Source organism: Stenotrophomonas oahuensis (assembly GCF_031834595.1).
GTDB classification, from domain to species: Bacteria; Pseudomonadota; Gammaproteobacteria; order Xanthomonadales; family Xanthomonadaceae; genus Stenotrophomonas; species Stenotrophomonas oahuensis.
Window position 1 is genome coordinate 3,480,216 of sequence record NZ_CP115541.1, and the last position, 23,850, is coordinate 3,504,065.

Below are 23,850 nucleotides of genomic sequence, written 5' to 3' on the forward strand. Positions count from 1 at the left end.
GCGCCGATGGAATTCGTCTCCGAGTGGTTCTGGTTTTTCCTGTTCCTGCCGCTGGCAGCGGTCTCTGGCTGGGTGATCGGCCGGCGCGGTGGCCAGCGCCACGGCGACAACCAGGTCAGCCGCCTGTCCAGCACGTACTTCCGTGGTCTGAACTACCTGCTCAACGAGCAGCCGGACAAGGCCATCGAGCTGTTCCTGCACATTGCCGAACTGGACAAGGAAACCTTTGAAACCCAGGTCGCGCTGGGCCACCTGTTCCGCCGCCGCGGTGAAGTCGACCGCGCCATCCGCCTGCACCAGGGGCTGGTCAACCGCACCGACCTGAGCGACGCACAGCGCGTGCAGGCGCTGCTGGCGCTGGGCGAGGACTACATGAAGTCCGGCCTGCTTGACCGCGCCGAAACCGTGTTCACCGAGCTGGCCCAGATCGACCAGCGCGCTCCGCAGGCGCTCAAGCACCTGATCGGCATCTACCAGGCTGAACGCGACTGGGAAAAGGCGATCGACAACGCCACCCGTTACGAGGAAGTCACCGGCGAGCCGATGGGCAAGCTGATCGGGCAGTTCGAGTGCGAACTGGCCGAGCGCTACCGCGGTGCGGGCAAGATCGATGAGGCGAGGGCGGCCATCGCGCGTGCCTATCAGGCTGACGCCATGTCTGTACGTGCCGGCATCATTGAAGGTCGCCTGGAAACCGACTCCGGCAATGCCGAAGCCGCTGTGCGCGCCTTCGAGCGTGCCGCCCGCAACGACCCCGAGTATCTGCCCGAGGTGCTGCAACCGCTGATGCAGAACTACCGCAAGGTCGGTGATCTTGGCGGCGCGCGCGCGTTCCTGTCGGAAATGACCGAACACTACCGCGGCATTGCCCCGGTGCTGGCCTTGACCCAGCTGATGGAAGAGCAGGAGGGTGTTGCCCCGGCGCGCGCCTACCTGGGTCGCCAGCTCAAGGACCGCCCGTCGGTGCGTGGCGAGTCCGCCCTGATCGACCTGACCCTGGCCGAGGGGGCCGATTCCACGGCCACCCTGCACGACCTCAAGCACATCACCGACCAGCTGCTGGTGCGCAACCCCGCCTACCGCTGCACCCGTTGCGGCTTCGGCGCGCGCACCCACCACTGGCAATGCCCCAGCTGCAAGGAGTGGGGGACGGTCAAGCCACTGCTGAACTACGCGGTGCTTTGAGTCATGGCCCTGACAGCCGGGCTGGGGTTGCTGGCGGTGCTGGTGGCCTCGGCGGCGCTCACCTGGGGTGCGCGCCACTACGCGCTTAGGCGCAACCTGATGGACCAGCCCGGCGAGCGGCGCAGCCACGTGGTGGCGACCCCGCGCGGCGGCGGCATTGCCATTGTGCTGACCCTGCTGCTGGCGGCTGCGGTTGCGGCGCTGCTGTGGCCGGACGCCTGGGTCACTCTGGCGGTGTTCGGCCTGGGCCTGGCGTTGGTGGCCGGGATTGGCTGGTGGGACGACCATCGGCCATTACCGGCCGTTCGTCGCCTGCTCGTCCATGTGATAGCCGCCGCGCTGATCGCCGGCCTGGTCTGGCAGGCGACCCACAACCCGGTGCAGGCGCTGCTGGCGCTGCTGTTCACCACGTCCCTGATCAACATCTGGAACTTCATGGATGGGATCAATGGCATCGCGACCACCCAGGCCGTGCTGGCCGGGGTCGCCTTTGCCTGCGTGCTGCCGGGCCCGCTGGCCCTGGCCGGTGCGGTGCTCGCCGCGGCCTGCCTGGGTTTCCTGCCGTTCAACTTCCCGCGTGGACGGATCTTCATGGGTGATGTGGGCAGCGGGGCGCTGGGTTATGCGATTGCGGCACTGGTCTGTCTGGGCAGCGTGGCGACCGACATCTCCTGGTTGCTGCTGCTGGTGCCGCTGACCGCCTTCCTCGTGGACGCAGGCTTCACACTCTTGTCCCGCATGCTTTCGGGACAACGCTGGATGGAGCCCCACACCCAACACGTCTACCAGCGCGCGGTCAAAAGTAGCAAAAGCCACACTTTTGTGACCGGAACGTACTTTGTTTTTGGTCTGTTCAGTATTACAGTGTTTAATGCTTGCACTAATTTGCAGCCGAGGTGGGAGGCTGCCGTGGCCGTTGCGTGGTTGACCCTCGCAACCGGTCTTTGGCTGCTCCTGCGCAAGGGAATGTGCCACTAACAGGATTGCTTGATTTTATGACGCCTTGGCAGGACCGTTTCACCAGTCTGCTTCCGCGCGCTGCCATTGTGGTCCACGACCTGTTCATGGTCTGGGCCTGCTGGCAACTGCTGCACGCCGGCCGCTACTCCATGCTGGCCGAAGCCCCGTCGCTGCCGCTCTGGAATGTGGACACCTCACTGGTGCTGGTGATCCAGGCCATCGTGTTCTGGCGCGTCGGTCTCTACCGTGGCCTGTGGCGCTTCGCCAGCGTGGCGGACCTCCTGCACATCTTCAAAGCCAGCTTCATTGGCCTGCTCGCCATTGTGGTGGTGCTGGCCTACAAGCGCTTTGCAGGCGTCCCGATGTCGGTGCTGGTGATCTATCCGTTCGCGCTGTCGGCCCTGCTGGGCGCGCCGCGCCTGCTGTACCGCGCGTGGAAGGACTACCAGTCGCTGCAGACCGATGCCAGCGCCCGCCGCGTGCTGATTCTCGGTGCTGGCCAGGCGGCCGAGGCGCTGGTCCGCGACCTGCGCCGCTCGGGCGACTTCGAGCCCGTCGGCCTGCTGGACGATGCGCCGCACCTGCAGGGGGCCAAGCTGCAGGGCCTGCCGATTCTCGGCACCCTCGACGATGCACCTTCGATCGTCCGCGAAACCGCCGCAAAGCTGCTGGTGATCGCCATTCCGTCGCTGGATGCCGCGGGCATGCAGCGTGTGGTGGCCATCTGCGAAAGCACCGGCGTGCCGTTCCGCACCGTGCCCAAGATCAACGACGTGCTGCTGGGCCATTCACTGCCCGGCGAGCTCAAGGAAGTGGCCATTGAAGATCTGCTGGGTCGCAAGCCGATCCTGCCGGACTGGTCGCTGATCCGCGGCTGGCTGGGCGGGCGCACGGTGCTGGTCACCGGCGCAGGCGGTTCGATCGGCTCGGAACTGTGCCGCCAGTGCGCGCGCCACGGGGCAGGGCGGATCGTGCTGCTGGAAATGAGCGAGCTGCTGCTGCTGACCATCGAGGCCGAGCTCAAGCGCAGCTTCCCGGAGCTGGAAGTCGAGGCGGTGCTGGGCGACTGTGGCGATCCGGCGGTGATCCGCCATGCGCTGTCGCTGTCGCCGGTCGACGCGGTGTTCCATGCCGCCGCTTACAAGCAGGTGCCGGTGCTGGAGCGCCAGCTGCGCGAAGCGGTGCGCAACAACATCCTGTCCACCGAGACGGTGGCGCGGGCCTGCGTGGAAGCGCATATCGAGCATTTCGTGTTCATCTCCACCGACAAGGCGGTGGACCCGGTCAACGCACTGGGGGCGAGCAAGCGCTACGCCGAGATGATCTGCCAGAGCCTGGACCAGAAGACCACCCAGACCCGTTTCGTTACCGTGCGCTTCGGCAACGTGCTGGCGTCGGCGGGCAGCGTGGTGCCGTTGTTCCGCGAGCAGATCCTGAAGGGCGGTCCGGTCACCGTGACCGACCCCGAAGTCACCCGCTACTTCATGACCATCCCGGAAGCCTGCCAGCTCATCCTGCAGGCCGCCGCATCGGCATCGCACGGGGCGATCTACACCCTGGACATGGGCGAGCCGGTGCCGATCCGGGTGCTGGCCGAGCAGATGATCCGTCTGGCCGGCAAGCAGCCGTACAAGGACATCGCCATCATCTACACCGGGCTGCGTCCGGGTGAGAAGCTGCACGAAACCCTGTTCTATTCCGACGAAGACTATCGCCCAACCGCGCATCCGAAGATTCTGGAAGCCGGGGTGCGCACCTTCGCGCGCGACCAGGTGCTGGGCAACGTGCCGCGCCTGCGCGAGGCGATCGCCAACTACGACACCGATGCGATCAACAGCATCCTGTTCGCGACGATGCCGGAGTTCTCGCCGTTGCAACAAGAAAATCACGTCGAGTCGGCTAATGTGGTGCCCTTTCCGGCACGAGAGGCCAACAGGCAGTGACCCAAAAGCGTATCCGCAAGGCGGTGTTCCCGGTCGCAGGACTGGGAACGCGCTTTCTTCCCGCGACCAAGACCGTTCCCAAGGAAATGCTGCCGATCATTGATCGGCCGCTGATCCAGTACGCCGTCGACGAGGCCATCGAAGCAGGGTGCGACACCCTGATCTTCATCACCAACCGCTACAAGCACGCGGTCGCCGATTACTTCGACAAAGCCTACGAGCTGGAGCAGAAGCTCGAGCGCGCGGGCAAGCACGAACAGCTTGAGCTGGTCCGGCATGTGCTGCCCAACGGCGTGCGTGCGGTGTTCGTGACCCAGGCAGAGGCGCTGGGGCTCGGCCACGCGGTGCTGTGCGCCAAGGCGGTGGTCGGTGACGAACCGTTCGCGGTGCTGCTGCCCGACGATCTGATCTGGAACCGTGGCGACGGCGCGCTGAAGCAGATGGCGGACCTCAACGAGGCCACCGGAGCCAGCGTCATTGCGGTGGAAGATGTTCCGCACGAGAACACCGCCAGCTACGGCATTGTCGCCACCGAAGCCTTCGATGGCCGCAAGGGGCGCATCTCGCAGATCGTGGAAAAGCCCAAGCCGGAAGACGCGCCCAGCGACCTGGCCGTGGTTGGCCGCTATGTGCTGAGCCCGAAAATCTTCGAGCTGCTGGAAGCGACCGGCACCGGTGCCGGCGGTGAGATCCAACTGACCGATGCGATTGCCACGCTGCTGCAGACCGAGGAAGTGGACGCCTATCGTTTTGAAGGCACCCGTTTCGACTGCGGCACCCACCTGGGTCTGGTCGAGGCGACCATTCGGTTCGCACTGGAAAGCCACAAGCTGGGCAAGCCGGCGCGTGAGAAGCTGGCGCAGATGCTGGCTGACGACGAAGGCTGACTGCCGACCAACGGTCGGCAGCTACCGGTAGTGCCGGCCGCTGGCCGGCAACCACGCACAAATGAAACGGGCGGCCCTTGGGCCGCCCGTATTGTTTAGGTAGGTACCGACCGTTGGTCGGTACCCGTTTACCGATTCACAGCGCCTCAAACACGCCCGCAGCGCCCATACCGGTACCAATGCACATCGTCACCATGCCGTACTTCTGCTGGCGGCGGCGCAGGCCGTGCACCAGGGTGGCGGTACGGATCGCGCCGGTCGCACCCAGCGGGTGGCCCAGGGCGATGGCACCGCCCAACGGGTTGATCTTCGACGGATCCAGGCCGCAGTCGCGGATCACGGCCAGCGACTGCGCGGCAAACGCTTCATTGAGCTCGATCCAGTCCAGCTGGTCCTGGGTCAGGCCAGCCTGCTTCAGCGCCTTCGGAATCGCAGCAATCGGGCCGATGCCCATCACTTCCGGGCGCACGCCGGCGACCGAGAAGCTGACGAAGCGGGCCAGCGGCTTCAGGCCGTAATCCTTCACTGCCTGTTCCGACGCCAGCAGCACCGCGGCGGCACCGTCGCTCATCTGCGAGGAGTTGCCGGCGGTGACCGTGCCACCGAACTGGCCGTTGCGGAACACCGGGCGCAGCTTGGCCAGGCCTTCCGCGGACGAATCCAGGCGCGGGCCTTCGTCGGTGTCGACGATGCGGTCGCGGGTGATGATGCGGCGGCCGTCGGCGAGGTCCGGGGTGCGGGTGCGCACGTCGTACGGGCTGATCTCGTCCTTGAACTCACCGGCCTGGATGGCGGCGATGGCCTTCTGGTGCGAGGCCAGGGCGAACGCGTCCTGTTCTTCGCGGGAGACCTTCCATTCCTCGGCGACCTTCTCGGCGGTGATGCCCATGCCGTAGGCGATGGCGACGTGGTCGTTGTCGAACACGCTCGGAGCCATCGCGATCTTGTTGCCCATCATCGGCACCATCGACATCGATTCGGTGCCGCCGGCCAGCATCAAATCGGCGTTGCCCAGACGGATCTGGTCGGCGGCCATGGCCACAGCCTGCAGGCCCGACGAACAGAAGCGGTTCACCGTCTGAGCGGCGATGGTGTTGGGCAGGCCGGCCAACAGCACGCCGATGCGTGCCACGTTCATGCCTTGCTCGGCTTCGGGCATGGCGCAGCCAATGATGGCGTCGTCAATGCGGTTCACGTCCACGCCCGGGGCTTGGGCGACCACGCTCTTGAGCACGTGGGCGAGCATGTCGTCGGGACGGGTGTTGCGGAATACGCCCTTGGGTGCCTTGCCGACCGGGGTGCGGGTGGCGGCGACGATGTAGGCGTCCTGGATCTGCTTGGTCATTGCGGTGATCTCTCTATTAGTTACGCAGCGGCTTGCCGGTTTTCAGCATGTGCGCGATGCGGGCCTGGGTCTTTTCCTGCTGGGCCAGTTCGACGAAGTGCTTGCGCTCCAGGGTCAGCAGCCACTCTTCGTCGACCAGGGTGCCGCGATCCACTTCGCCGCCGCACAGCACGGTGGCGATGCGCACGGCGATCTCGTAGTCATACGGGCTGATGAAACGGCCTTCCAGCATGTTGACCAGCATCATCTTGAAGGTCGCGATGCCCACGTCGCCGGCGACCTGGATGCGACGTGCCGGCATCGGCGGACGGTAGCCGCCTTCGGCCAGCGCACGCACTTCGGCCTTGGCGATGTACAGCGCTTCATAGCTGTTGAACACCACCTTGTCGGTCGGGCGCATCAGGCCCAGCTCCTGGGCGTTGACCGCCGAGTTGGAGACCTTGGCCATGGCCACGGTTTCGAAGGTCTTCTTCAGTTCGGCGAACACGTCGCCGCCCGGACCGGCGGCCTGCGAGGCACGCACCGCCAGTTCCTTGAGGCCGCCACCGGCCGGCAGCAGGCCGACGCCGGCTTCGACCAGGCCGATGTAGCTTTCCAGTGCAGCCACGCTCTTGGCGCTGTGCATCTGGAATTCGCAGCCACCGCCCAGGGCCAGGCCGCGCACTGCGGTCACCACCGGCACCAGCGAGTACTTGATTGCCTGGCTGGTGCGCTGGAAGTTGTGCACCATCTCTTCGAACTGGTCGACCTTGCCGGCCTGCAGCAGGCCCAGTGCACCCGCCAGGTCGGCACCGGCGGAGAAGGGTTCCTTCTGCTGCCAGATCACCAGGCCCTGGAAGCCCTGCTCGGCGCGCTTGATCGCTTCCTGCAGGCCGTTGAGCACGTGGTCGGACACGGTGTTCATCTTGGTCTTGAAGCTGACCACGGCAATGCCGTCGCCGTCGTGCCACATGCGCACGCCGTCATTTTCGAACACGGTTTCGCCCGGGCTGAAGGTTTCGCCCAGCACCGGATCGGGGAAGCGCTGGCGCTGGTACACCGGCAGCGACGAACGCGGCAGCTTGGCGTTGCGCGACGGGCTGAAGCTGCCCTCGGCGGCGTGCACGCCGTCGCGGCCATCGAACACCCAGTCCGGCAGCGGCGCATTGCTCATGCTCTTTCCGGCGACGATGTCGTCGGCGATCCACTGCGCCACCTGCTTCCAGCCAGCGGCCTGCCAGGTTTCGAACGGGCCCAGCGACCAGCCGTAACCCCAGCGGATGGCCAGGTCGACGTCGCGCGCGGTTTCGGCGATGTCCGCCAGGTGATAGGCGCTGTAGTGGAACAGGTCGCGGAAGGTCGCCCACAGGAACTGCGCCTGCGGGTGCTGGCTTTCGCGCAGCTTGGCGAACTTCTCGGCCGGGTTCTTGATCTTCAGGATCTCGACCACTTCCGGTGCGGCGGTGCGGTCAGCGGCGCGGTAGTCCTGCTTTTCCAGGTCCAGCACGACGATGTCTTTGCCGACCTTGCGGAAGATGCCGGCACCGGTCTTCTGGCCCAGCGCACCCTTGGCGATCAGCGCGTCCAGCCACTTCGGCGACTTGAAGAATTCGTGCCACGGGTCGTTGGGCAGGGTGTCGCCCATGGTCTTGATGACGTGGGCCATGGTGTCCAGGCCGACCACGTCGGAGGTGCGGTAGGTGGCCGACTTCGGGCGACCCACCAGCGGGCCGGTCAGGCCGTCCACTTCGTCAAAGCCCAGGCCGAACTGCTGGGTGTGGTGGATGGTGGACAGGATCGAGAACACGCCGATGCGGTTGCCGATGAAGTTCGGGGTGTCCTTGGCGTACACCACGCCCTTGCCCAGGGTGGTGACCAGGAAGCTTTCCAGGCCCTCCAGCACGGCCGCGTCGGTGGTGCTGGCCGGAATCAGCTCGGCCAGGTGCATGTAGCGCGGCGGGTTGAAGAAATGCACGCCGCAGAAGCGGTGGCGCAGCTGCTCGGGCAGCACGTCGGCCAGCTTGTTGATGCCCAGGCCCGAAGTGTTGGAGGCCAGCACCGCGTGGTCGGCAACGAACGGGGCGATCTTCTTGTACAGGTCCTGCTTCCAGTCCATGCGTTCGGCAATGGCCTCGATGATCAGGTCGCAGTCCTTCAGTTGCTCCAGCCCGGTCTCATAGTTGGCCGGGGTGATCGCCTCGGCGTAGGACTTGCTGGCCAGCGGGGCCGGGCTCAGCTTGCCCAGATTGGCAATCGCCTTGAGCACGATGCCGTCGGCGGGACCTTCCTTGGCAGGCAGGTCGAACAGTACTGTGTCGACGCCGGCGTTGGTCAGGTGGGCGGCGATCTGGGCACCCATGACGCCGGCACCCAGCACGGCGGCGCGGCGGACTAGCAGGGAATTGGACATGTCAGTAAGCCTTTGGAGGTCAGTTCAGTCGGGCAGGGGGCCCGGCATTACGGGGTGGAAGCAGGGGAGGCGGCTGCGCTGGCGCGGAAGCCGGCCTCGGCGAAATGGATCAGTTCGTGGGCGGCATGGGCACGATGCGCCGCTTCGGTGACACCTGCGGGTCGCTTGATCAGCCCGAAGTCGGCCATGGCGTAGGTCAGTGACCCGGCCAGGAAGTCCAGCCGCCAGTACAGCTCTTCCTTGCTCAGCTCCGGCACGCAGGCGGCGATGGCCTTGCCGAAGTCGCGCAGCACGTGGCCGTAATGGTCGGACAGGAACTTGCGCAGGTTGTCATTTTTTTCCGCATAGGCGCGGGCGATGACCCGCACGAAGGCACCGCCACTCTGGCGGTCCTGGGCCATGGCCAGCGCCGGCTCAACGAAGGCGGCCAGCACCGGCCGTAATTGACCGGGGTAGTCGCGGCGGGCGGTGTCGAGCTGGGCCAGGCGCGCGGTGGTCATCTCGTCCATGCGGCGGCGGAACACCTCGTTGACCAGGTTTTCCTTGGAGCCGAAGTGGTAGTTCACCGCCGCAATGTTGACGTCGGCCTGGCTGGTCACCTGGCGCAGCGAGGTGCCGGCAAAGCCGTGCTGGGCGAACAGCTCCTCGGCGGCCCCGAGAATGCGGTCCTTGGTGGAGAAGTGGGCGGGCTTGGCCATGGGTCGGGCAGGGTTCAATCAAACGATTGTTTGATATTAGACCCCGGCAGCCGCCGCTGGCATGCTGCGGCGCAACAGGATCTCGCTGGCGTTCAGGGTCTGTCCGGCTGTTCAGGTTCCCTGCGGTTGCCACGCATGGCGTGGCACTACGGCGTAGCGCCGGGCCAGAGGACGTTGTAGAATTGCGCTACGTATATAGGCTAAGCCCGCGTTTTGACGCGGGTTTTTTTCATGTTACTCTCGGGTCGATCAGTGGCCCGCCCAACGGAGAACCTCCCATGGCGCTGGAGCGCACCCTTTCCATCATCAAGCCCGACGCGGTTGCCAAGAACGTCATCGGCGAAATCTACGCCCGCTTTGAAAAGGCTGGCCTGAAGGTCGTGGCTGCCAAGTACAAGCAGCTGTCGCGCCGTGAAGCCGAAGGCTTCTACGCCGTGCACAAGGAGCGTCCGTTCTTCAACGCGCTGGTCGAGTTCATGATCTCCGGCCCGGTGATGATCCAGGCGCTGGAAGGCGAGAACGCCGTGCTGGCCCACCGCGACCTGCTGGGCGCCACCAATCCGAAGGACGCTGCGCCGGGCACCATCCGCGCCGACTTCGCCGATTCCATCGATGCCAATGCCGCCCACGGCTCGGACTCGGTCGAGAATGCCGCGATTGAAATCGCGTACTTCTTCGCCGCGACCGAAGTGGTCTCGCGCTGAGAGTAATGCCGTGAACGAGGTCGTACAGTCCCCCGCCATCCAGCCGCTGCCGAAAACCGCACCGACTGCTGGCAAACAGAACCTGCTCGACCTCGATCGCGAGGGTTTGGAGCGCTTCTTCGCCGAGACCCTCGGCGAAGCGCGCTACCGTGCCCACCAGGTCATGAAGTGGATCCATCACCACTACGTGACCGATTTCGACCAGATGACCGATCTGGGCAAGGCGTTGCGTGCCAAGCTGCACGCACACGCCGAAGTGGTCGTGCCCAACATCGTGTTCGAGAAGCCCTCCAATGACGGCACTCACAAGTGGCTGCTGGCCATGGGCACCGATGGCAAGAACGCCATCGAGGCGGTCTACATTCCGGACAAGACCCGCGGCACGCTGTGCGTGTCCTCGCAGGTCGGCTGTGCACTGAACTGCACGTTCTGCTCCACCGCCACCCAGGGCTTCAACCGCAACCTGTCCACCGCCGAGATCATCGGCCAGGTGTGGGTGGCGGCGCGCCATCTGGGCAACATTCCGCACAAGCAGCGCCGCCTGACCAACGTGGTCATGATGGGTATGGGCGAGCCGCTGATGAATTTCGACAACGTCGTGCGCGCCATGAGTGTGATGCGCGACGATCTGGGCTACGGCCTGGCCAACAAGCGCGTGACCCTGTCGACCTCCGGCCTGGTGCCGCAGATCGACCGCCTCTCCGCCGAAAGCGATGTCTCGCTGGCGGTGTCGCTGCACGCGCCCAACGATGAGCTGCGCGAAACCCTGGTGCCGCTTAACAAGAAGTACCCGATCGCCGAGCTGATGGCCTCGTGTGCCCGTTACCTGCGCGCCAACAAGCGCCGCGAATCGGTCACCTTTGAATACACCCTGATGCGCGGCATCAATGACACGCCCGAGCACGCCCGCCAGCTGGCGCGGCTGATGCGCCAGTTCGACAACGCCGTGCAGACGTCGAACGCGGGCAAGGTCAACCTGATTCCGTTCAATCCGTTCCCGGGCACGCGCTACGAGCGCTCGGACGACACCCAGATCCGCGCCTTCCAGAAGATCCTGCTGGACTCCAAGGTGCTGACCATGGTGCGCCGTACCCGTGGCGACGACATCGACGCCGCCTGTGGCCAGCTCAAGGGCCAGGTGATGGACCGCACGCGCCGACAGGCCGAATTCAACAAGACCCTGCAGGGCGGGAAAAACCGGAATGCCGCTGCCTGACCTTCGATTGCCAGCCGTTGTCTTCGTCGCGCTGGCACTCGCCGGCTGTGGCAAGCAGGGCATCCGTATTCCTGATGACATCCGGGGCGTGGCTCCGGAATACACCGCCCGCGATGACGACAACACGCGTCGTCGGGTGGCCTACGAGAACAATGTCACCCTGGCGGCCGAGGCGGTGCGTCTGGGCGACCTGCCGCTGGCCGAGAAGCGTGGCAGGGCTGCCCTGAAGCTGGATGGCAGCCGCCCCGAGGTCTATCTGTTGCTGGCCCAGGTGGCCGGTGCGCAGGGGCGCGACGCCGACGTGGGCGAGCTTCTGCGCAAGGCGGTCGAGGTTGCACCGCAGCGCGGTGATGCGCTCAACAATTATGGCGCGTGGCTGTGTGGGCGAGGCCGTGCTGCCGAAGCGCTGCCGTATTTCGACAAAGCCCTGGCCGCACCCGGCTACGGCACCCCGTCGGCGGCCCTGGCCAATGCCGGAAGCTGTGCATTGAGTGCCGGGCAGCCCGAACGGGCGGTGCGTGACCTGCGCAAGGCGTTGGCGCTGGCCCCGGACAATGCGTTTGCACTGGAGACGATGGCCCGCAACGAGTACACCCAGGGGCGCTTTTTCGAGGCCCGGGCCTTCGTGCAACGGCGTCTGTCGGCTGCACCGGCCACACGTTCCGTGTTACAACTTGCCTCTGATATCGAGGCGCAGCTGGGCGACGCAGTGGCATCGGGTCGCTATCTGCAGCGAATTCGCGACGAATTTCCGCACGACGCGGCTCCTAATTCCCGGGGTTGAAGCATTGTGATTGACGACCAGACTGTGAACGCTTTTGATGCTGCGGCCGGATGCGGAGCACGACTCCGTCAGGCGCGCGAAGCGGCCGGACTGTCCCTCGAAGCGGTGGGGAAAGACCTGCGCATGCCGGTCCAGGTGGTGAAGTCGCTCGAAGCCGAGCAGTGGGATCGCTTGGGGGCCCCGGTCTTCGTGCGCGGCCAGCTGCGCAGCTACGCCCGCCTGCTCAGGGTTGACCTCGGCGACGCACTGGAACAGGCCCACATCGGTCCGGTGGTGCCGCCGCAGCTGGTCAGCCACACCCACACCCCGCGTGCGCGCCGCATCGCCGAAAGCCTGGGCCGCCGCGCCCTCTATGTCGGTATTACCGCCGTGCTGGCGGTGCCCGTGTGGTTCGCCACCCGCGGCCACTTCGACACCGGCAGCAGCACCCCGAACACCGCGTCGCTGGACGTGATTCCAGCGGCGGTTCCCGTGACCGGTGGCAACGAGCCTGCCAACCCGGCCACCGCGGCTCCGGCAACGGCCGCCCCGGCGTCGCAGCCATCTGCGCCGTACCTGGCCTCGCTGACCCCGGTGCCGCGTCCGGCCGCCAGTGCTGCCACGCCTGCCGCCACGGGCGGCACCCTCAGCCTGCAGTTCAAGGGCGACAGCTGGGTGGACATCTCCGGTCCGGACGGTGCCACGGTGGAAAAGGCGCTGATCAAATCCGGTGAGTCGCGCAGCTTCAGTCCCGGCCAGGTGGCGCGCATGGTGCTGGGCAACGCGTCGGCGGTCGAGGTTCAGCAGGGCGGCGCTATCGTCGACCTTTCGCCGTACCAGCGAGCCAACGTGGCACGCTTTACGGTATCCTCTGACGGCTCCGTGGCTCCGGTTTCACACTGAGCTGCGATTTCCAATTCAATTCAAATGGTCCCTCCTGACGGGCAGGGGCGAGAGTACGCATGGCGATCGACGACCTGCTCGACGAGCACGAACAAAGTGAACGCGTCCGCGGCTGGCTGCGGAAGAATGGTGTGAGCATCATTGCCGGTGTGGCCATTGCCATTGGCGGCATTGCCGGCTGGCAGTGGTGGCAGAAGCAGCAGGGCAACGAGCTGGCCAATGCCAATGTGCAGTACCAGGTGGTGCTCAAGCAGCTGCAGGACAAGAAGCTGGATGAAGCGGCCAAAGGCGTGAAGGCGCTGGAAGGCGGCAAGTCCTCGCTGTATGCGGACCTGGCAGCGATGCAGCTGGCCAAGGCCCAGGTGGATGCCGGCAAGAACGACGAGGCCCTGGCTACCCTGCGTGGCATCCAGGCCGAGCCGGAATTCAAGACCGCCATCGACCAGCGCATTGCCCGCCTGCTCATCGCCGGCGGCAAGGCCGACGAGGCGATCAAGCAGCTGGGTTCGGCCAGCGACAGTGCCAGCCTGGAAATCCACGGCGATGCCCTGATGGCGGCCGGCAAGCGCGACGAAGCGCGCGGTCAGTATGAGAAGGCGCTCAAGACGCTGGACGTGGCGGCGCCGCAGCGGCGACTGCTGGAAATCAAGGTGATGGATGCCGGTGGCACGGTCACCGATCCTGCGGAGTCGGCGTAATGAAGCAGATGGTCATGATCAAGCGCGTTGCCACCCTGGTGCTGATGGGTGTGGCGTTGTCCGGTTGCAGCACCGTCAAGGGCTGGTTCGCGGGCAAGGACGCAGAAGCCAAGAAGGCACAGGAGCCGGCTGAGCTGGTCAAGTTCGAGCCGACCCTCAAGGTCGACAAGATCTGGAGCACCGGCGTCGGCAAGGGTGAAAAGCGCATCGGCGTCCGCCAGGGCCCGGTGGTGGCCGATGGCCGCGTCTACGCTGCCGCCATCTACGGTGGCGTGCAGGCGCTGGACCTGCAGACCGGCAAAACCGTGTGGACCTATGAACCGGCCAAGGTCAAGAAGCAGCCGAAGCTGCGTCTGTCTGGTGGCCCGGGCGTGGGCGAGGGCCTGGTGGTGATCGGCACGCTCAACGGCGAAGTCATTGCGCTGGATGCCAACGACGGCACTGAAAAGTGGCGCGCCAAGGTGCCGGGTGAAGTGATCTCGGCCCCGGCCATTGCCCAGGGCATCGTGTTCGTGCGCAGCAACGACGGCCGGGTCACCGGCTTCGACGCCGCCAACGGCACCCAGAAGTGGTTCAACCCGCGCGAGCTGCCCGCCCTGACCGTGCGCGGCAACGCGCCGGTGGTGGCAGGTCCGGGCGTGCTGTTCATCGGCAACGATGACGGCAGCGTGGCCGCACTGGGCATGCAGGACGGCCGCACCGTGTGGGACCAGATGGTCGCCAACGGCGAAGGCCGTACCGAACTGGAGCGCATGTCCGACGTGGACGGTGCCCCGGTGCTGGAAGGCAATACGCTTTACGTGAGCAGCTTCAAGAACCAGACCATGGCCATTGAAGGCCCGACCGGTCGCCCGCTGTGGGCGCGCGACCACGGTGGTGCCGGTGGCGTGGCCCTGACTTCGGGCAACGTGATCGTCACCGACGCCAAGGGCGGCGTGTTCAGCCTGGACAAGACCAGTGGCACCGCGATGTGGTCGCAGACCGGGCTGGCCCGGCGCACCCTGACCGGTCCGGTCATCCAGGGCGATTACGTTGTGGTCGCTGACTACAAGGGCTACGTACACTGGCTGCGCACCGACGACGGTCAGTTCGCGGCCCGGGCCAAGTCCGGCGGTGACCCTGTCCGGGGCGCGCTGGTGGTGGCCGATGGGATTCTGCTGGTGCAGAACGTTGATGGAAAGCTGACCGCCTTCCGGTTGGCAAACTAAGGAGTTACCGCGATGCTGCCTTTGGTCGCCCTGGTTGGACGGCCGAATGTCGGCAAGTCCACCATTTTCAATGCGCTGACCCGTACCCGTGACGCCCTGGTCCATGACCAGCCCGGCGTCACCCGGGACCGCAACTATGGTGTGTGTCGACTGGACGAGGACAACCATTTCCTCGTGGTCGACACCGGCGGTATCGCCGAGGACGAGGAAGGCCTGGCCGGTGCGACTGCACGCCAGGCCCGCGCGGCGGCAGGTGAGGCCGATCTCATTCTGTTCGTGGTCGACGCCCGTGAGGGTACCTCGGCGCTCGATGACGAGATCCTGAGCTGGCTGCGCAAGCTGTCGCGTCCCACGTTGCTGTTGATCAACAAGATCGACGGCACCGATGAAGACGCGGTGCGCTCGGAGTTCTCGCGCTATGGCTTCAGCGAGATGCTCACCGTTTCGGCCGCGCATCGCCAGGGTCTGGACGACCTGCTCGACGAAGTCGTGCAGCGCCTGCCGGAAGAGGGCAGCGGCGAAGAGCTGGACAACGATCCCGCGCGCATCCGCATTGCCTTCGTCGGCCGCCCGAACGTGGGCAAGTCGACCCTGGTCAACCGCATCCTCGGCGAAGAACGCATGATCGCCTCGGAAGTGCCGGGTACCACGCGCGATTCCATCGCCGTGGACCTGGAGCGCGACGGTCGCCAGTACCGCCTGATCGACACCGCCGGTCTGCGCCGCAAGTCGCGCGTGGACGAAGTGGTCGAGAAGTTCAGCGTGGTCAAGACCCTGCAGGCCATCGAGCAGTGCCAGGTCGCCGTGCTGATGCTGGACGCCAGCGAAGGCGTCACCGACCAGGACGCCAGCGTGCTGGGCGCGGTGTTGGATGCCGGCCGTGCGCTGGTGGTGGCGATCAACAAGTGGGACGGGTTGACCGACTACCAGCGTGAGCAGGCGGAAACGCTGGTGTCGCGCAAGCTCGGCTTCGTGCCGTGGGCGGAAAACGTGCGCATCTCGGCCAAGCATGGCTCCGGCCTGCGCGAGCTGTTCCGCGCCATCCACCAGGCACACGCCTCGGCCACGCATGAGTTCAGCACCAGCGAGGTCAACAAGGCGCTGGAAATGGCGTACGAGTCGAACCCGCCGCCGGCTATTCGCGGCCACGTGTCCAAGCTGCGTTACGTGCACCCGGGCGGTTCCAATCCGCCGACCTTCATTGTGCACGGCACCCGCCTGAAGGACCTGCCCGAGTCGTACAAGCGCTACCTGGAAAACTTCTTCCGCAAGCGTTTCAAGCTGATCGGCACCCCGGTGCAGTTCATCTTCCGCGAGGGTACCAACCCGTACGAAGGCAAGAAGAACGTGCTGACCGAACGCCAGATCGCGCGCAAGCGCCGACTGATGAAGCACGTCAAGGGCAAGTAGTGCCGGCCGCTGGCCGGCAACCCCGCAATATGGGCCACCCGTAGGGACACGCCATGCGTGTCCACGCAATGCCTGATCCAGGCGTAGAGCCACGCCCTGCGTGGCTGAACGTGGCACGGGTTCCCAAGGGCACGCATGGCGTGTCCCTACGCATCGCGCATACGGTCATGGCGGCCGATAATGCCGCCATGAGCATCCCCGAGATATCCCCCGAACAGGCCCGGCAGCGCCACGCCCAGGGCGCACTCCTGATCGACATCCGCGAAGCACACGAACGCGCCACCGGCATGGCAGAAGGCGCTGTCGGCATCGCCAAGGCCGAGCTGGAATCCGATCCCGCCGGTCATCTGCCGACCATCGGGCACGAAGTTCTGATCATCTGCCAGAGCGGACGCCGATCGCTGGCCGCCGCAGAGCACCTGCTTGCCCTGGGTTACTCCAACGTCACCTCAGTCGCCGGCGGCACCAGCGCCTGGAGCAACGCCGGCCTGCCGCTGGTGCAGCCGCTGCAGACCGACGGCGAGCGCGACTTCAACGAGCGCTACTCCCGCCACCTGCTGCTGCCGCAGATCGGCGCGGAAGGTCAACGCCGCCTGCAACAGGCGCGGGTGCTGATACTCGGTGCCGGCGGCCTCGGCTCCCCCGCCGCCTTCTACCTGGCGGCTGCCGGGGTAGGGCACCTGCGCCTCGCCGACGACGATGTCGTGGACCGCAGCAACCTGCAGCGGCAGATCCTGCACACCGACGCCAGTGTCGGCCAGCCCAAGGTCGCCTCCGCACGCGAACGCCTGCTGGCCCTGAATCCGCACCTTGAGGTGGAGGCGGTGCAGGCGCGGGCGACGTCGCAGAACATCGACGCGCTGCTGGAAGGCGTGGACGTGGTGCTGGACGGCTCCGACAACTTCCCGCTGCGCTATCTGCTCAATGACGCCTGCATCAAGCACGCGCTGCCGCTGGTGTACGGTGCAGTGGAGCGTTTCACCGGGCAGGTCAGCGTGTTCGACGCCGGCCGCCAGCGCGGGCACGCACCGTGTTATCGCTGCCTGTTTCCGGAGCCGCCGCCGGCTGAGTTCGCGCCGAACTGTGCCGAGGCCGGGGTGCTGGGCGTGCTGCCGGGCATGGTCGGCCTGCTGCAGGCGACCGAGGTGCTGAAGCTGCTGCTGGGGATCGGTGAACCGCTGGTGGGCCGGTTGCTGAGTTTTGATGCACTGGGCATGCGTTTCCGCGAGGTGCGGCTGCGGCCGGATCCGGGGTGTCCGTTGTGTGCGCCGGATGCCGTGTTTCCCGGGTATATCGACTACGCCGCGTTCTGTGCCGCCTGAGGCGGTGTAGGGACACGCCATGCGTGTCCATGGGAACCTGGCCACGTTCGGACACGCATGGCGTGTCCCTACGCAACAGCCGCCCCTTGATCCGCTTCGTCGTTCCATTTCTGGCACAAACAACCCCTCGATAGTTGCTATGTCCCTGCGTCAATCTGTCCTATCGTGACGGCTGATCGGGGATTCAAGGAACAAACCGCATGGCGGTCGAAGCAGGTGCCAGCAGTGAACTGGTGAAAGTAGTCGCGCTGCTGGGTGCGGCCGTGGTGATGGTGCCGGTATTCCGGCGCCTGGGGCTGGGCTCGGTGCTGGGTTACTTCGCCGCTGGCCTGGCCATCGGCCCCTTCGGCTTCGGCTGGTTCTCCGACCCGCAGGCCATCCTGCACACGGCCGAACTGGGCGTGGTGATGTTCCTGTTCGTGATCGGCCTGGAAATGCGGCCCTCGCACCTGTGGAGCCTGCGCAAGGAAATCTTCGGCCTGGGCACATTGCAGATCGTGGTCTGTGGCGCGGTACTCACCGGCGTGTGCATGCTGTTCGGCTTCCCGCTGCCGGTCGCCTTCATCGGTGCCGCCGGTTTCGTGCTCACCTCCACCGCCGTGGTAATGCAGTTGCTGGCCGAGCGCGGCGACATCGCGTTGCCCTCGGGGCAGAAGATCGTCTCCATCCTGCTGTTTGAAGATCTGCTGATCGTGCCGCTGCTGGCCGTGGTCGCGCTGATGGCCCCGGTGCACGCCGAGCCCGGCGAAGGCTCGCGCTGGATCAGCATCGCCATCGGTGCCGGCTCCATTGTCGGCCTGGTGCTGGTGGGCAAATTCCTGCTCAACCCGCTGTTCCGCGTGCTGGCCGCCGCCAAGGCGCGCGAGGTGATGACCGCCGCTGCATTGCTGGTGGTGCTGGGTGCGGCGCTGCTGATGCAGCTCGGTGGTCTTTCGATGGCAATGGGTGCATTCCTGGCCGGCGTGCTGCTGAGTGAATCCACGTTCCGCCACCAGATTGAAGCGGACATCGAGCCGTTCCGCGGCATTCTGCTCGGTCTGTTCTTCCTCAGCGTCGGCATGGCGCTGGATCTCACCGTGGTCGCCAACAACTGGCCGCTGATCGTCTCCGGCGTGCTCGCGCTGATGCTGGCCAAGGCCGTGTGCATCTACGTGGTCGCGCGCGTGCTTGGCAGTGACCATCGGCAGGCGTTGGATCGCGGCGTGGTGATGGCGCAGGGCGGCGAATTCGCCTTTGTGCTGTTCTCTGCCGCGGCCGCCGCCGGCGTGATCGGGGTGGAAGTCAATGCCAACTTCACCGCCATCGTGGTGCTGTCGATGGCGCTGACGCCGTTGTTCGTGCTGCTGCACGACAAGCTGATGCCGGCACGCGAAGTATCGCTGGATGGGGTGGACACCGCTGAAGGCATGTCCGGCAGCGTGCTGATGATCGGCTTCGGTCGCTTCGGCCAGGTCGCCAGCCAGTCGCTGCTGGCCCGCGACGTGGACGTGACCATCATCGACAACGACGTTGACATGATCCACAACGCCGAGCGGTTCGGCTTCAAGATCTACTACGGTGACGGCACCCGCCTGGACGTGCTGCATGCCTCCGGTGCCGCCAGTGCGCGTGCGATTGCGGTGTGCGTGAACAATGCCGAGGATGCCGACCGCATTGTCGAGCTGGTGTCGCACGAGTTCCCCCAGGCCAAGCTGCTCGTGCGTTCGTTCGATCGTGAGCATTCGCTGCGCCTGATTCATGCCGGGGTGGATTACCAGATCCGCGAAACCTTCGAGAGCGCGCTGATGTTCGGGCAGGCCGCTTTGATGGAACTGGGTGCGGATGAAGATGACGCCCGCGACATCGCCGAGCAGATCCGCGAACGCGACGCCGAGCGTTTCGAGCTGGAAATGGCCGGCGGCGACCTGCGTGCCGGTGCGCACATGGTGTTCGGCAGCGCGCTGCCCGGCGTGCCCACGCCGACCCCGTTCACCGCACCCAAGCGCAAGGCGCGCACGTTGAACGCCGACCAGGTCCCCGAAGAGGAGGAATGACCGGTGTTCCGGACAACGGTAATCGGGGACAATACGCTCCCCGCCGCTTCACGCCCTGCCTTCGATGACTGAGTCCGCCGCCCCCCATTCCGCCCGCATCCTGGACGGCCGCCGCATCGCCGAAGACTTGCTGGACAGCCTGAAGGTCCGCGTGGACGCCCGTCTGGCCGCCGGTGGCAGCCGCCCGGGGCTGGCCGTGGTGCTGGTGGGCGGTGATCCGGCCTCGACCGTTTACGTGCGCAACAAGCGCCGCGCGGCGGAGAAGGTCGGCATCGAAGCGTTCGACTACGACCTGCCGGCCGGCACCACCGAAGCCCAGCTGCTGACCCTGATCGACCAGCTCAACGCCGACCCCAAGATCCACGGCATTCTGGTCCAGCTGCCGCTGCCGGGCATTCCCGACGCCAGCCGCCTGATCCACCGCATCGACCCGCGCAAGGACGTGGACGGCTTCCACCCGGAGAACGTGGGCCATCTGGCCCTGCGTGAATTCGGCCTGCGCCCGTGCACCCCTCGCGGCATCACCACGCTGCTGGGCCACACCGACCAGCCGGTGCGCGGCCGCAACGCCACCATCGTCGGGGTCAGCAACCACGTCGGCCGCCCGATGGGCCTGGAACTGCTGATCGCCGGCTGCACCGTGACCAGCTGCCACAAGTTCACCCCCAAGGACGTGCTGGAGCAGGCCGTGCGCAACGCCGACATCCTGGTGGTGGCGGTTGGCCGCCCCGGCATCGTGCCGGGTGAATGGGTCAAGCCGGGCGCGGTGGTGATCGACGTCGGCATCAACCGCCTGGACGACGGCCGCCTGGTCGGCGACGTCGGCTTTGATGCCGCCGCCGAGCGCGCCAGCTGGATCACCCCGGTGCCGGGCGGGGTAGGGCCGATGACCGTGGCCACCCTCATGCAGAACACCATCGAGGCCGCCGAAGCCGCGGCGTGATGACCCCGGTCACGACCAACGGTCGTGACCTACCGGGTGTCCCGGTAGCGCACGACCGTTGGTCGTGCGGTTCGACCCGCCTGAACCACGCTGGCGGACGCGACACAGCGTCGCATCCGCCCCCTGCCCATCGGGGGCAAATCAGGGTAAAATGTCGCGCTTCCCCACATCTCGGGTATGCCGATGCTGCGCATCCAGGCTGAAGCACTCACTTACGACGACGTCTCGCTCGTCCCCGCTCATTCCACGATCCTGCCCAAGGACGTCAGCCTGGAAACGCGCCTGACGCGCGACCTGAAGCTGAAACTGCCGATTCTGTCGGCCGCCATGGACACCGTCACCGAAGCACGCCTGGCCATCGCCATGGCCCAGCTTGGCGGCATGGGCATCATCCATAAGAACCTCACGCTTGAACAGCAGGCCGCCGAAGTGGCCAAGGTCAAGAAGTTCGAGGCCGGTGTCATCCGCGACCCCATCACGGTCGGCCCGGAAACCACCATCCGTGACGTGCTGGCGCTGACCCAGGCGCACAACATCTCCGGCGTGCCGGTGGTGGGCAGCGACGGCCTGCTGGCCGGCATCGTCACCCACCGCGACATGCGCTTTGAAACCGAGCTGGACGATCCGGTCCGCCACATCATGACCAAGAAGGACCGCCTGGTTACGGTCAAGGAGGGCGCGGCCTCGGACGAAGTGCTGCAGCTGCTGCACCGTAACCGCATCGAAAAGGTGCTGGTGGTCAACGATTCCTTCGAATTGCGTGGTCTGATCACGGTCAAGGACATCCAGAAGAACACCGACTACCCGAACGCCGCCAAGGACATTGCGACCCGCCTGCTGGTGGGTGCCGCTGTCGGCGTCGGCGGTGACACCGACCGTCGCGTTGAAGCGCTGGTGGCTGCAGGCGTGGACGTGATCGTGGTCGACACCGCACACGGCCATTCGCAGGGCGTGCTCGACCGCGTCAGCTGGGTCAAGAAGAACTTCCCACAGGTGCAGGTCATCGGCGGCAACATCTGCACCGGTGAAGCCGCGCTGGCGCTGCTGGACAGCGGCGCAGACGCGGTCAAGGTCGGCATCGGCCCCGGTTCGATCTGCACTACCCGCGTCGTCGCCGGCGTCGGCGTGCCGCAGGTCACCGCCATCGACCTCGTCGCTGAAGCCCTGCAGGACCGCATTCCGCTCATCGCCGACGGTGGCATCCGCTACTCCGGCGACATCGGCAAGGCGCTCGCCGCCGGTGCCTCCACCATCATGGTCGGCGGCCTGCTGGCCGGCACCGAGGAATCGCCGGGCGAAACCGAACTGTTCCAGGGCCGTTCGTACAAGAGCTACCGTGGCATGGGTTCGCTGGCCGCGATGGAGAAGGGGTCCAAGGACCGTTACTTCCAGGATTCGTCCAGCGCCGACAAGCTGGTGCCGGAAGGCATCGAAGGTCGCGTTCCGTACCGTGGTCCGGTCGGCGGCATCATCCACCAGCTGATGGGCGGCCTGCGCGCCACCATGGGTTATGTGGGTTGCGCCACCGTTGATGAAATGCGCACCCAGCCCAAGTTCGTCAAGATCAGCGGGGCAGGGCAGCGCGAGAGCCACGTCCACGACGTGCAGATCACCAAAGAACCGCCGAACTACCGCGCATGACCAACATTCACAACGACAAGATCCTCATTCTCGATTTCGGCGCGCAGTACACCCAGCTGATCGCCCGCCGCATCCGCGAGATCGGCGTGTACTGCGAAATCTGGGCGTGGGACCACGACCCGGCCGAGATCGCCGCGTTCGGTGCCAAGGGCATCATTCTTTCCGGTGGCCCGGAATCGACCACCCTGCCGGGCGCACCCGCCGCGCCGCAGGAAGTGTTCGACAGCGGCCTGCCGATCTTCGGCATCTGCTACGGCATGCAGACCCTGGCCGCACAGCTGGGTGGTGCCACTGAAGCCGCTGATCAGCGCGAATTCGGTCACGCCGAAGTCAACGTCATCAACCCCGATGCGCTGTTCTCCGGCCTGAGCGACCACGGCGGCGAGCCGCGTCTGAACGTGTGGATGAGCCACGGCGACCACGTCTCCAAGGCTCCCCCGGGCTTCACCATCACCGCCACCACCGACCGCATTCCCGTTGCCGCGATGGCCAACGAAGAGAAGCGCTGGTACGGCGTGCAGTTCCATCCGGAAGTGACCCACACCCTGCAGGGCCAGACCCTGCTGCGTCGTTTCGTGGTCGATGTGTGTGGCTGCCAGACCCTGTGGACCGCCGCCAACATCATCGACGACCAGATTGCCCGCGTGCGCGAGCAGGTCGGCGATGACGAAGTGATCCTTGGCCTGTCCGGTGGTGTCGATTCCTCCGTCGTGGCCGCGCTGCTGCACAAGGCGATTGGTGACAAGCTCACCTGCGTGTTTGTCGACACCGGCCTGCTGCGCTGGCAGGAAGGCGACCAGGTGATGGCGATGTTCGCCGAGCACATGGGCGTCAAGGTGATCCGCGTCAACGCGGCTGATCGTTACTTCGCCAAGCTGGAGGGCGTCAGCGACCCGGAAGCCAAGCGCAAGATCATCGGCAACCTGTTCGTGGACATCTTCGACGAAGAATCCAACAAGCTCAGCAACGCCAAGTGGCTGGCGCAGGGCACCATCTACCCGGACGTGATCGAGTCGGCCGGCAGCAAGACCGGTAAGGCCCATGTCATCAAGAGCCACCACAACGTGGGCGGCCTGCCGGAACACATGAAGCTGGGCCTGGTGGAACCGCTGCGCGAATTGTTCAAGGACGAAGTGCGTCGCCTCGGCGTCGAACTCGGCCTGCCGCGCAGCATGGTCTACCGCCACCCGTTCCCGGGCCCGGGCCTGGGCGTGCGCATCCTCGGCGAAGTGAAGCGTGAGTACGCCGAGCTGCTGGCCAAGGCCGATGCCATCTTCATCGACGAACTGCGCAAGGCCGATCTGTACGACAAGACCAGCCAGGCGTTCGCCGTGTTCCTGCCGGTGAAGTCGGTCGGCGTGGTCGGTGATGCCCGTGCCTACGAGTGGGTGATCGCACTACGCGCGGTGGAAACCATCGACTTCATGACCGCTCACTGGGCGCACCTGCCGTATGATTTCCTCGGCACCGTGAGCAACCGCATCATCAACGAACTGCGCGGCGTTTCGCGCGTGGTCTACGACATCTCCGGCAAGCCGCCGGCAACGATCGAGTGGGAATAACGTAGAGCGGGGCTTGCCCCGCTGCTGTGAACCAACAAGG

At 65.8% G+C, this 23,850-nt stretch carries 19 protein-coding genes; 16 read left to right on the forward strand and 3 right to left on the reverse strand.

The window, feature by feature from the left end; translation table 11 throughout:
• Positions 1-6 precede the first annotated feature (6 nt).
• Genes lapB through galU form a run of 4 tightly spaced genes read left to right on the forward strand, consistent with a single transcriptional unit; the run spans position 7 to position 4,975 of the window.
• Positions 7-1,185, forward strand: coding sequence for a lipopolysaccharide assembly protein LapB (gene lapB / locus PDM29_RS15565; RefSeq protein WP_311190974.1), 1,179 nt, complete (start codon positions 7-9; stop codon positions 1,183-1,185).
• Positions 1,186-1,188: 3 nt separating this feature from the next.
• Entirely contained in the window at positions 1,189-2,163 is a 975-nt protein-coding gene (locus PDM29_RS15570; RefSeq protein WP_311190975.1) for an MraY family glycosyltransferase, read from the forward strand.
• Between the two features lie 17 nt (positions 2,164-2,180).
• On the forward strand, positions 2,181-4,088 hold the full coding sequence (locus PDM29_RS15575; protein WP_311190976.1) for a polysaccharide biosynthesis protein: 1,908 nt from the start codon (positions 2,181-2,183) through the stop codon (positions 4,086-4,088).
• The gene (gene galU / locus PDM29_RS15580) at positions 4,085-4,975 is read left to right on the forward strand and encodes a UTP--glucose-1-phosphate uridylyltransferase GalU (protein WP_311190977.1); all 891 of its coding nucleotides are present in this window, start codon (positions 4,085-4,087) and stop codon (positions 4,973-4,975) included. Before PDM29_RS15575 ends, galU begins: the two co-directional genes overlap by 4 nt.
• A 136-nt stretch (positions 4,976-5,111) precedes the next feature.
• Here galU and PDM29_RS15585 read toward each other — a convergent pair whose 3' ends face one another.
• Genes PDM29_RS15585 through PDM29_RS15595 form a run of 3 tightly spaced genes read right to left on the reverse strand, consistent with a single transcriptional unit; the run spans position 5,112 to position 9,407 of the window.
• Positions 5,112-6,320 (reverse strand): acetyl-CoA C-acyltransferase, encoded by a 1,209-nt coding sequence (locus PDM29_RS15585; protein ID WP_282297742.1) that lies wholly within the window; start codon positions 6,318-6,320, stop codon positions 5,112-5,114.
• 16 nt (positions 6,321-6,336) lie between these two features.
• The gene (locus PDM29_RS15590) at positions 6,337-8,709 is read right to left on the reverse strand and encodes a 3-hydroxyacyl-CoA dehydrogenase/enoyl-CoA hydratase family protein (RefSeq protein WP_311190978.1); all 2,373 of its coding nucleotides are present in this window, start codon (positions 8,707-8,709) and stop codon (positions 6,337-6,339) included.
• A gap of 47 nt (positions 8,710-8,756) precedes the next feature.
• Entirely contained in the window at positions 8,757-9,407 is a 651-nt protein-coding gene (locus tag PDM29_RS15595) for a TetR/AcrR family transcriptional regulator (RefSeq protein ID WP_311190979.1), read from the reverse strand.
• 278 nt (positions 9,408-9,685) lie between these two features.
• Between PDM29_RS15595 and ndk the strand changes: the two genes are divergently transcribed.
• The 12 genes from ndk to guaA all read left to right on the forward strand — a co-directional run bounded on the left by ndk (position 9,686) and on the right by guaA (position 23,810).
• Positions 9,686-10,111, forward strand: coding sequence for a nucleoside-diphosphate kinase (gene ndk, locus PDM29_RS15600; protein ID WP_311190980.1), 426 nt, complete (start codon positions 9,686-9,688; stop codon positions 10,109-10,111).
• 10 nt (positions 10,112-10,121) lie between these two features.
• Positions 10,122-11,327, forward strand: coding sequence for a dual-specificity RNA methyltransferase RlmN (rlmN, locus tag PDM29_RS15605; RefSeq protein ID WP_311190981.1), 1,206 nt, complete (start codon positions 10,122-10,124; stop codon positions 11,325-11,327).
• Positions 11,314-12,111 carry a tetratricopeptide repeat protein gene (locus PDM29_RS15610; RefSeq protein ID WP_311190982.1) on the forward strand — a complete coding sequence of 266 codons (798 nt, stop codon included), beginning with the start codon at positions 11,314-11,316 and terminating at the stop codon, positions 12,109-12,111. Before rlmN ends, PDM29_RS15610 begins: the two co-directional genes overlap by 14 nt.
• Before the next feature lie 6 nt (positions 12,112-12,117).
• Positions 12,118-12,993, forward strand: a complete 876-nt coding sequence (locus PDM29_RS15615) for a helix-turn-helix domain-containing protein (protein WP_311190983.1) — start codon at positions 12,118-12,120, stop codon at positions 12,991-12,993.
• Between the two features lie 59 nt (positions 12,994-13,052).
• The gene (locus PDM29_RS15620) at positions 13,053-13,691 is read left to right on the forward strand and encodes a YfgM family protein (protein ID WP_311190984.1); all 639 of its coding nucleotides are present in this window, start codon (positions 13,053-13,055) and stop codon (positions 13,689-13,691) included.
• On the forward strand, positions 13,691-14,899 hold the full coding sequence (gene bamB, locus PDM29_RS15625; protein WP_311190985.1) for an outer membrane protein assembly factor BamB: 1,209 nt from the start codon (positions 13,691-13,693) through the stop codon (positions 14,897-14,899). The genes PDM29_RS15620 and bamB overlap by 1 nt, the downstream gene beginning before the upstream one ends.
• Positions 14,900-14,911: 12 nt before the next feature.
• Positions 14,912-16,309, forward strand: coding sequence for a ribosome biogenesis GTPase Der (gene der / locus PDM29_RS15630; RefSeq protein WP_311190986.1), 1,398 nt, complete (start codon positions 14,912-14,914; stop codon positions 16,307-16,309).
• A 188-nt stretch (positions 16,310-16,497) separates the two neighbouring features.
• Positions 16,498-17,631, forward strand: a complete 1,134-nt coding sequence (gene moeB, locus PDM29_RS15635; RefSeq protein ID WP_311193803.1) for a molybdopterin-synthase adenylyltransferase MoeB — start codon at positions 16,498-16,500, stop codon at positions 17,629-17,631.
• A gap of 200 nt (positions 17,632-17,831) precedes the next feature.
• Positions 17,832-19,664 (forward strand): monovalent cation:proton antiporter-2 (CPA2) family protein, encoded by a 1,833-nt coding sequence (locus PDM29_RS15640; protein WP_311190987.1) that lies wholly within the window; start codon positions 17,832-17,834, stop codon positions 19,662-19,664.
• A gap of 64 nt (positions 19,665-19,728) precedes the next feature.
• Entirely contained in the window at positions 19,729-20,607 is an 879-nt protein-coding gene (gene folD / locus PDM29_RS15645; protein ID WP_311190988.1) for a bifunctional methylenetetrahydrofolate dehydrogenase/methenyltetrahydrofolate cyclohydrolase FolD, read from the forward strand.
• A 183-nt stretch (positions 20,608-20,790) separates the two neighbouring features.
• The gene (guaB, locus tag PDM29_RS15650; RefSeq protein ID WP_311190989.1) at positions 20,791-22,248 is read left to right on the forward strand and encodes an IMP dehydrogenase; all 1,458 of its coding nucleotides are present in this window, start codon (positions 20,791-20,793) and stop codon (positions 22,246-22,248) included.
• Positions 22,245-23,810, forward strand: coding sequence for a glutamine-hydrolyzing GMP synthase (gene guaA, locus PDM29_RS15655; RefSeq protein WP_282296561.1), 1,566 nt, complete (start codon positions 22,245-22,247; stop codon positions 23,808-23,810). The genes guaB and guaA overlap by 4 nt, the downstream gene beginning before the upstream one ends.
• Positions 23,811-23,850: the final 40 nt, after the last annotated feature.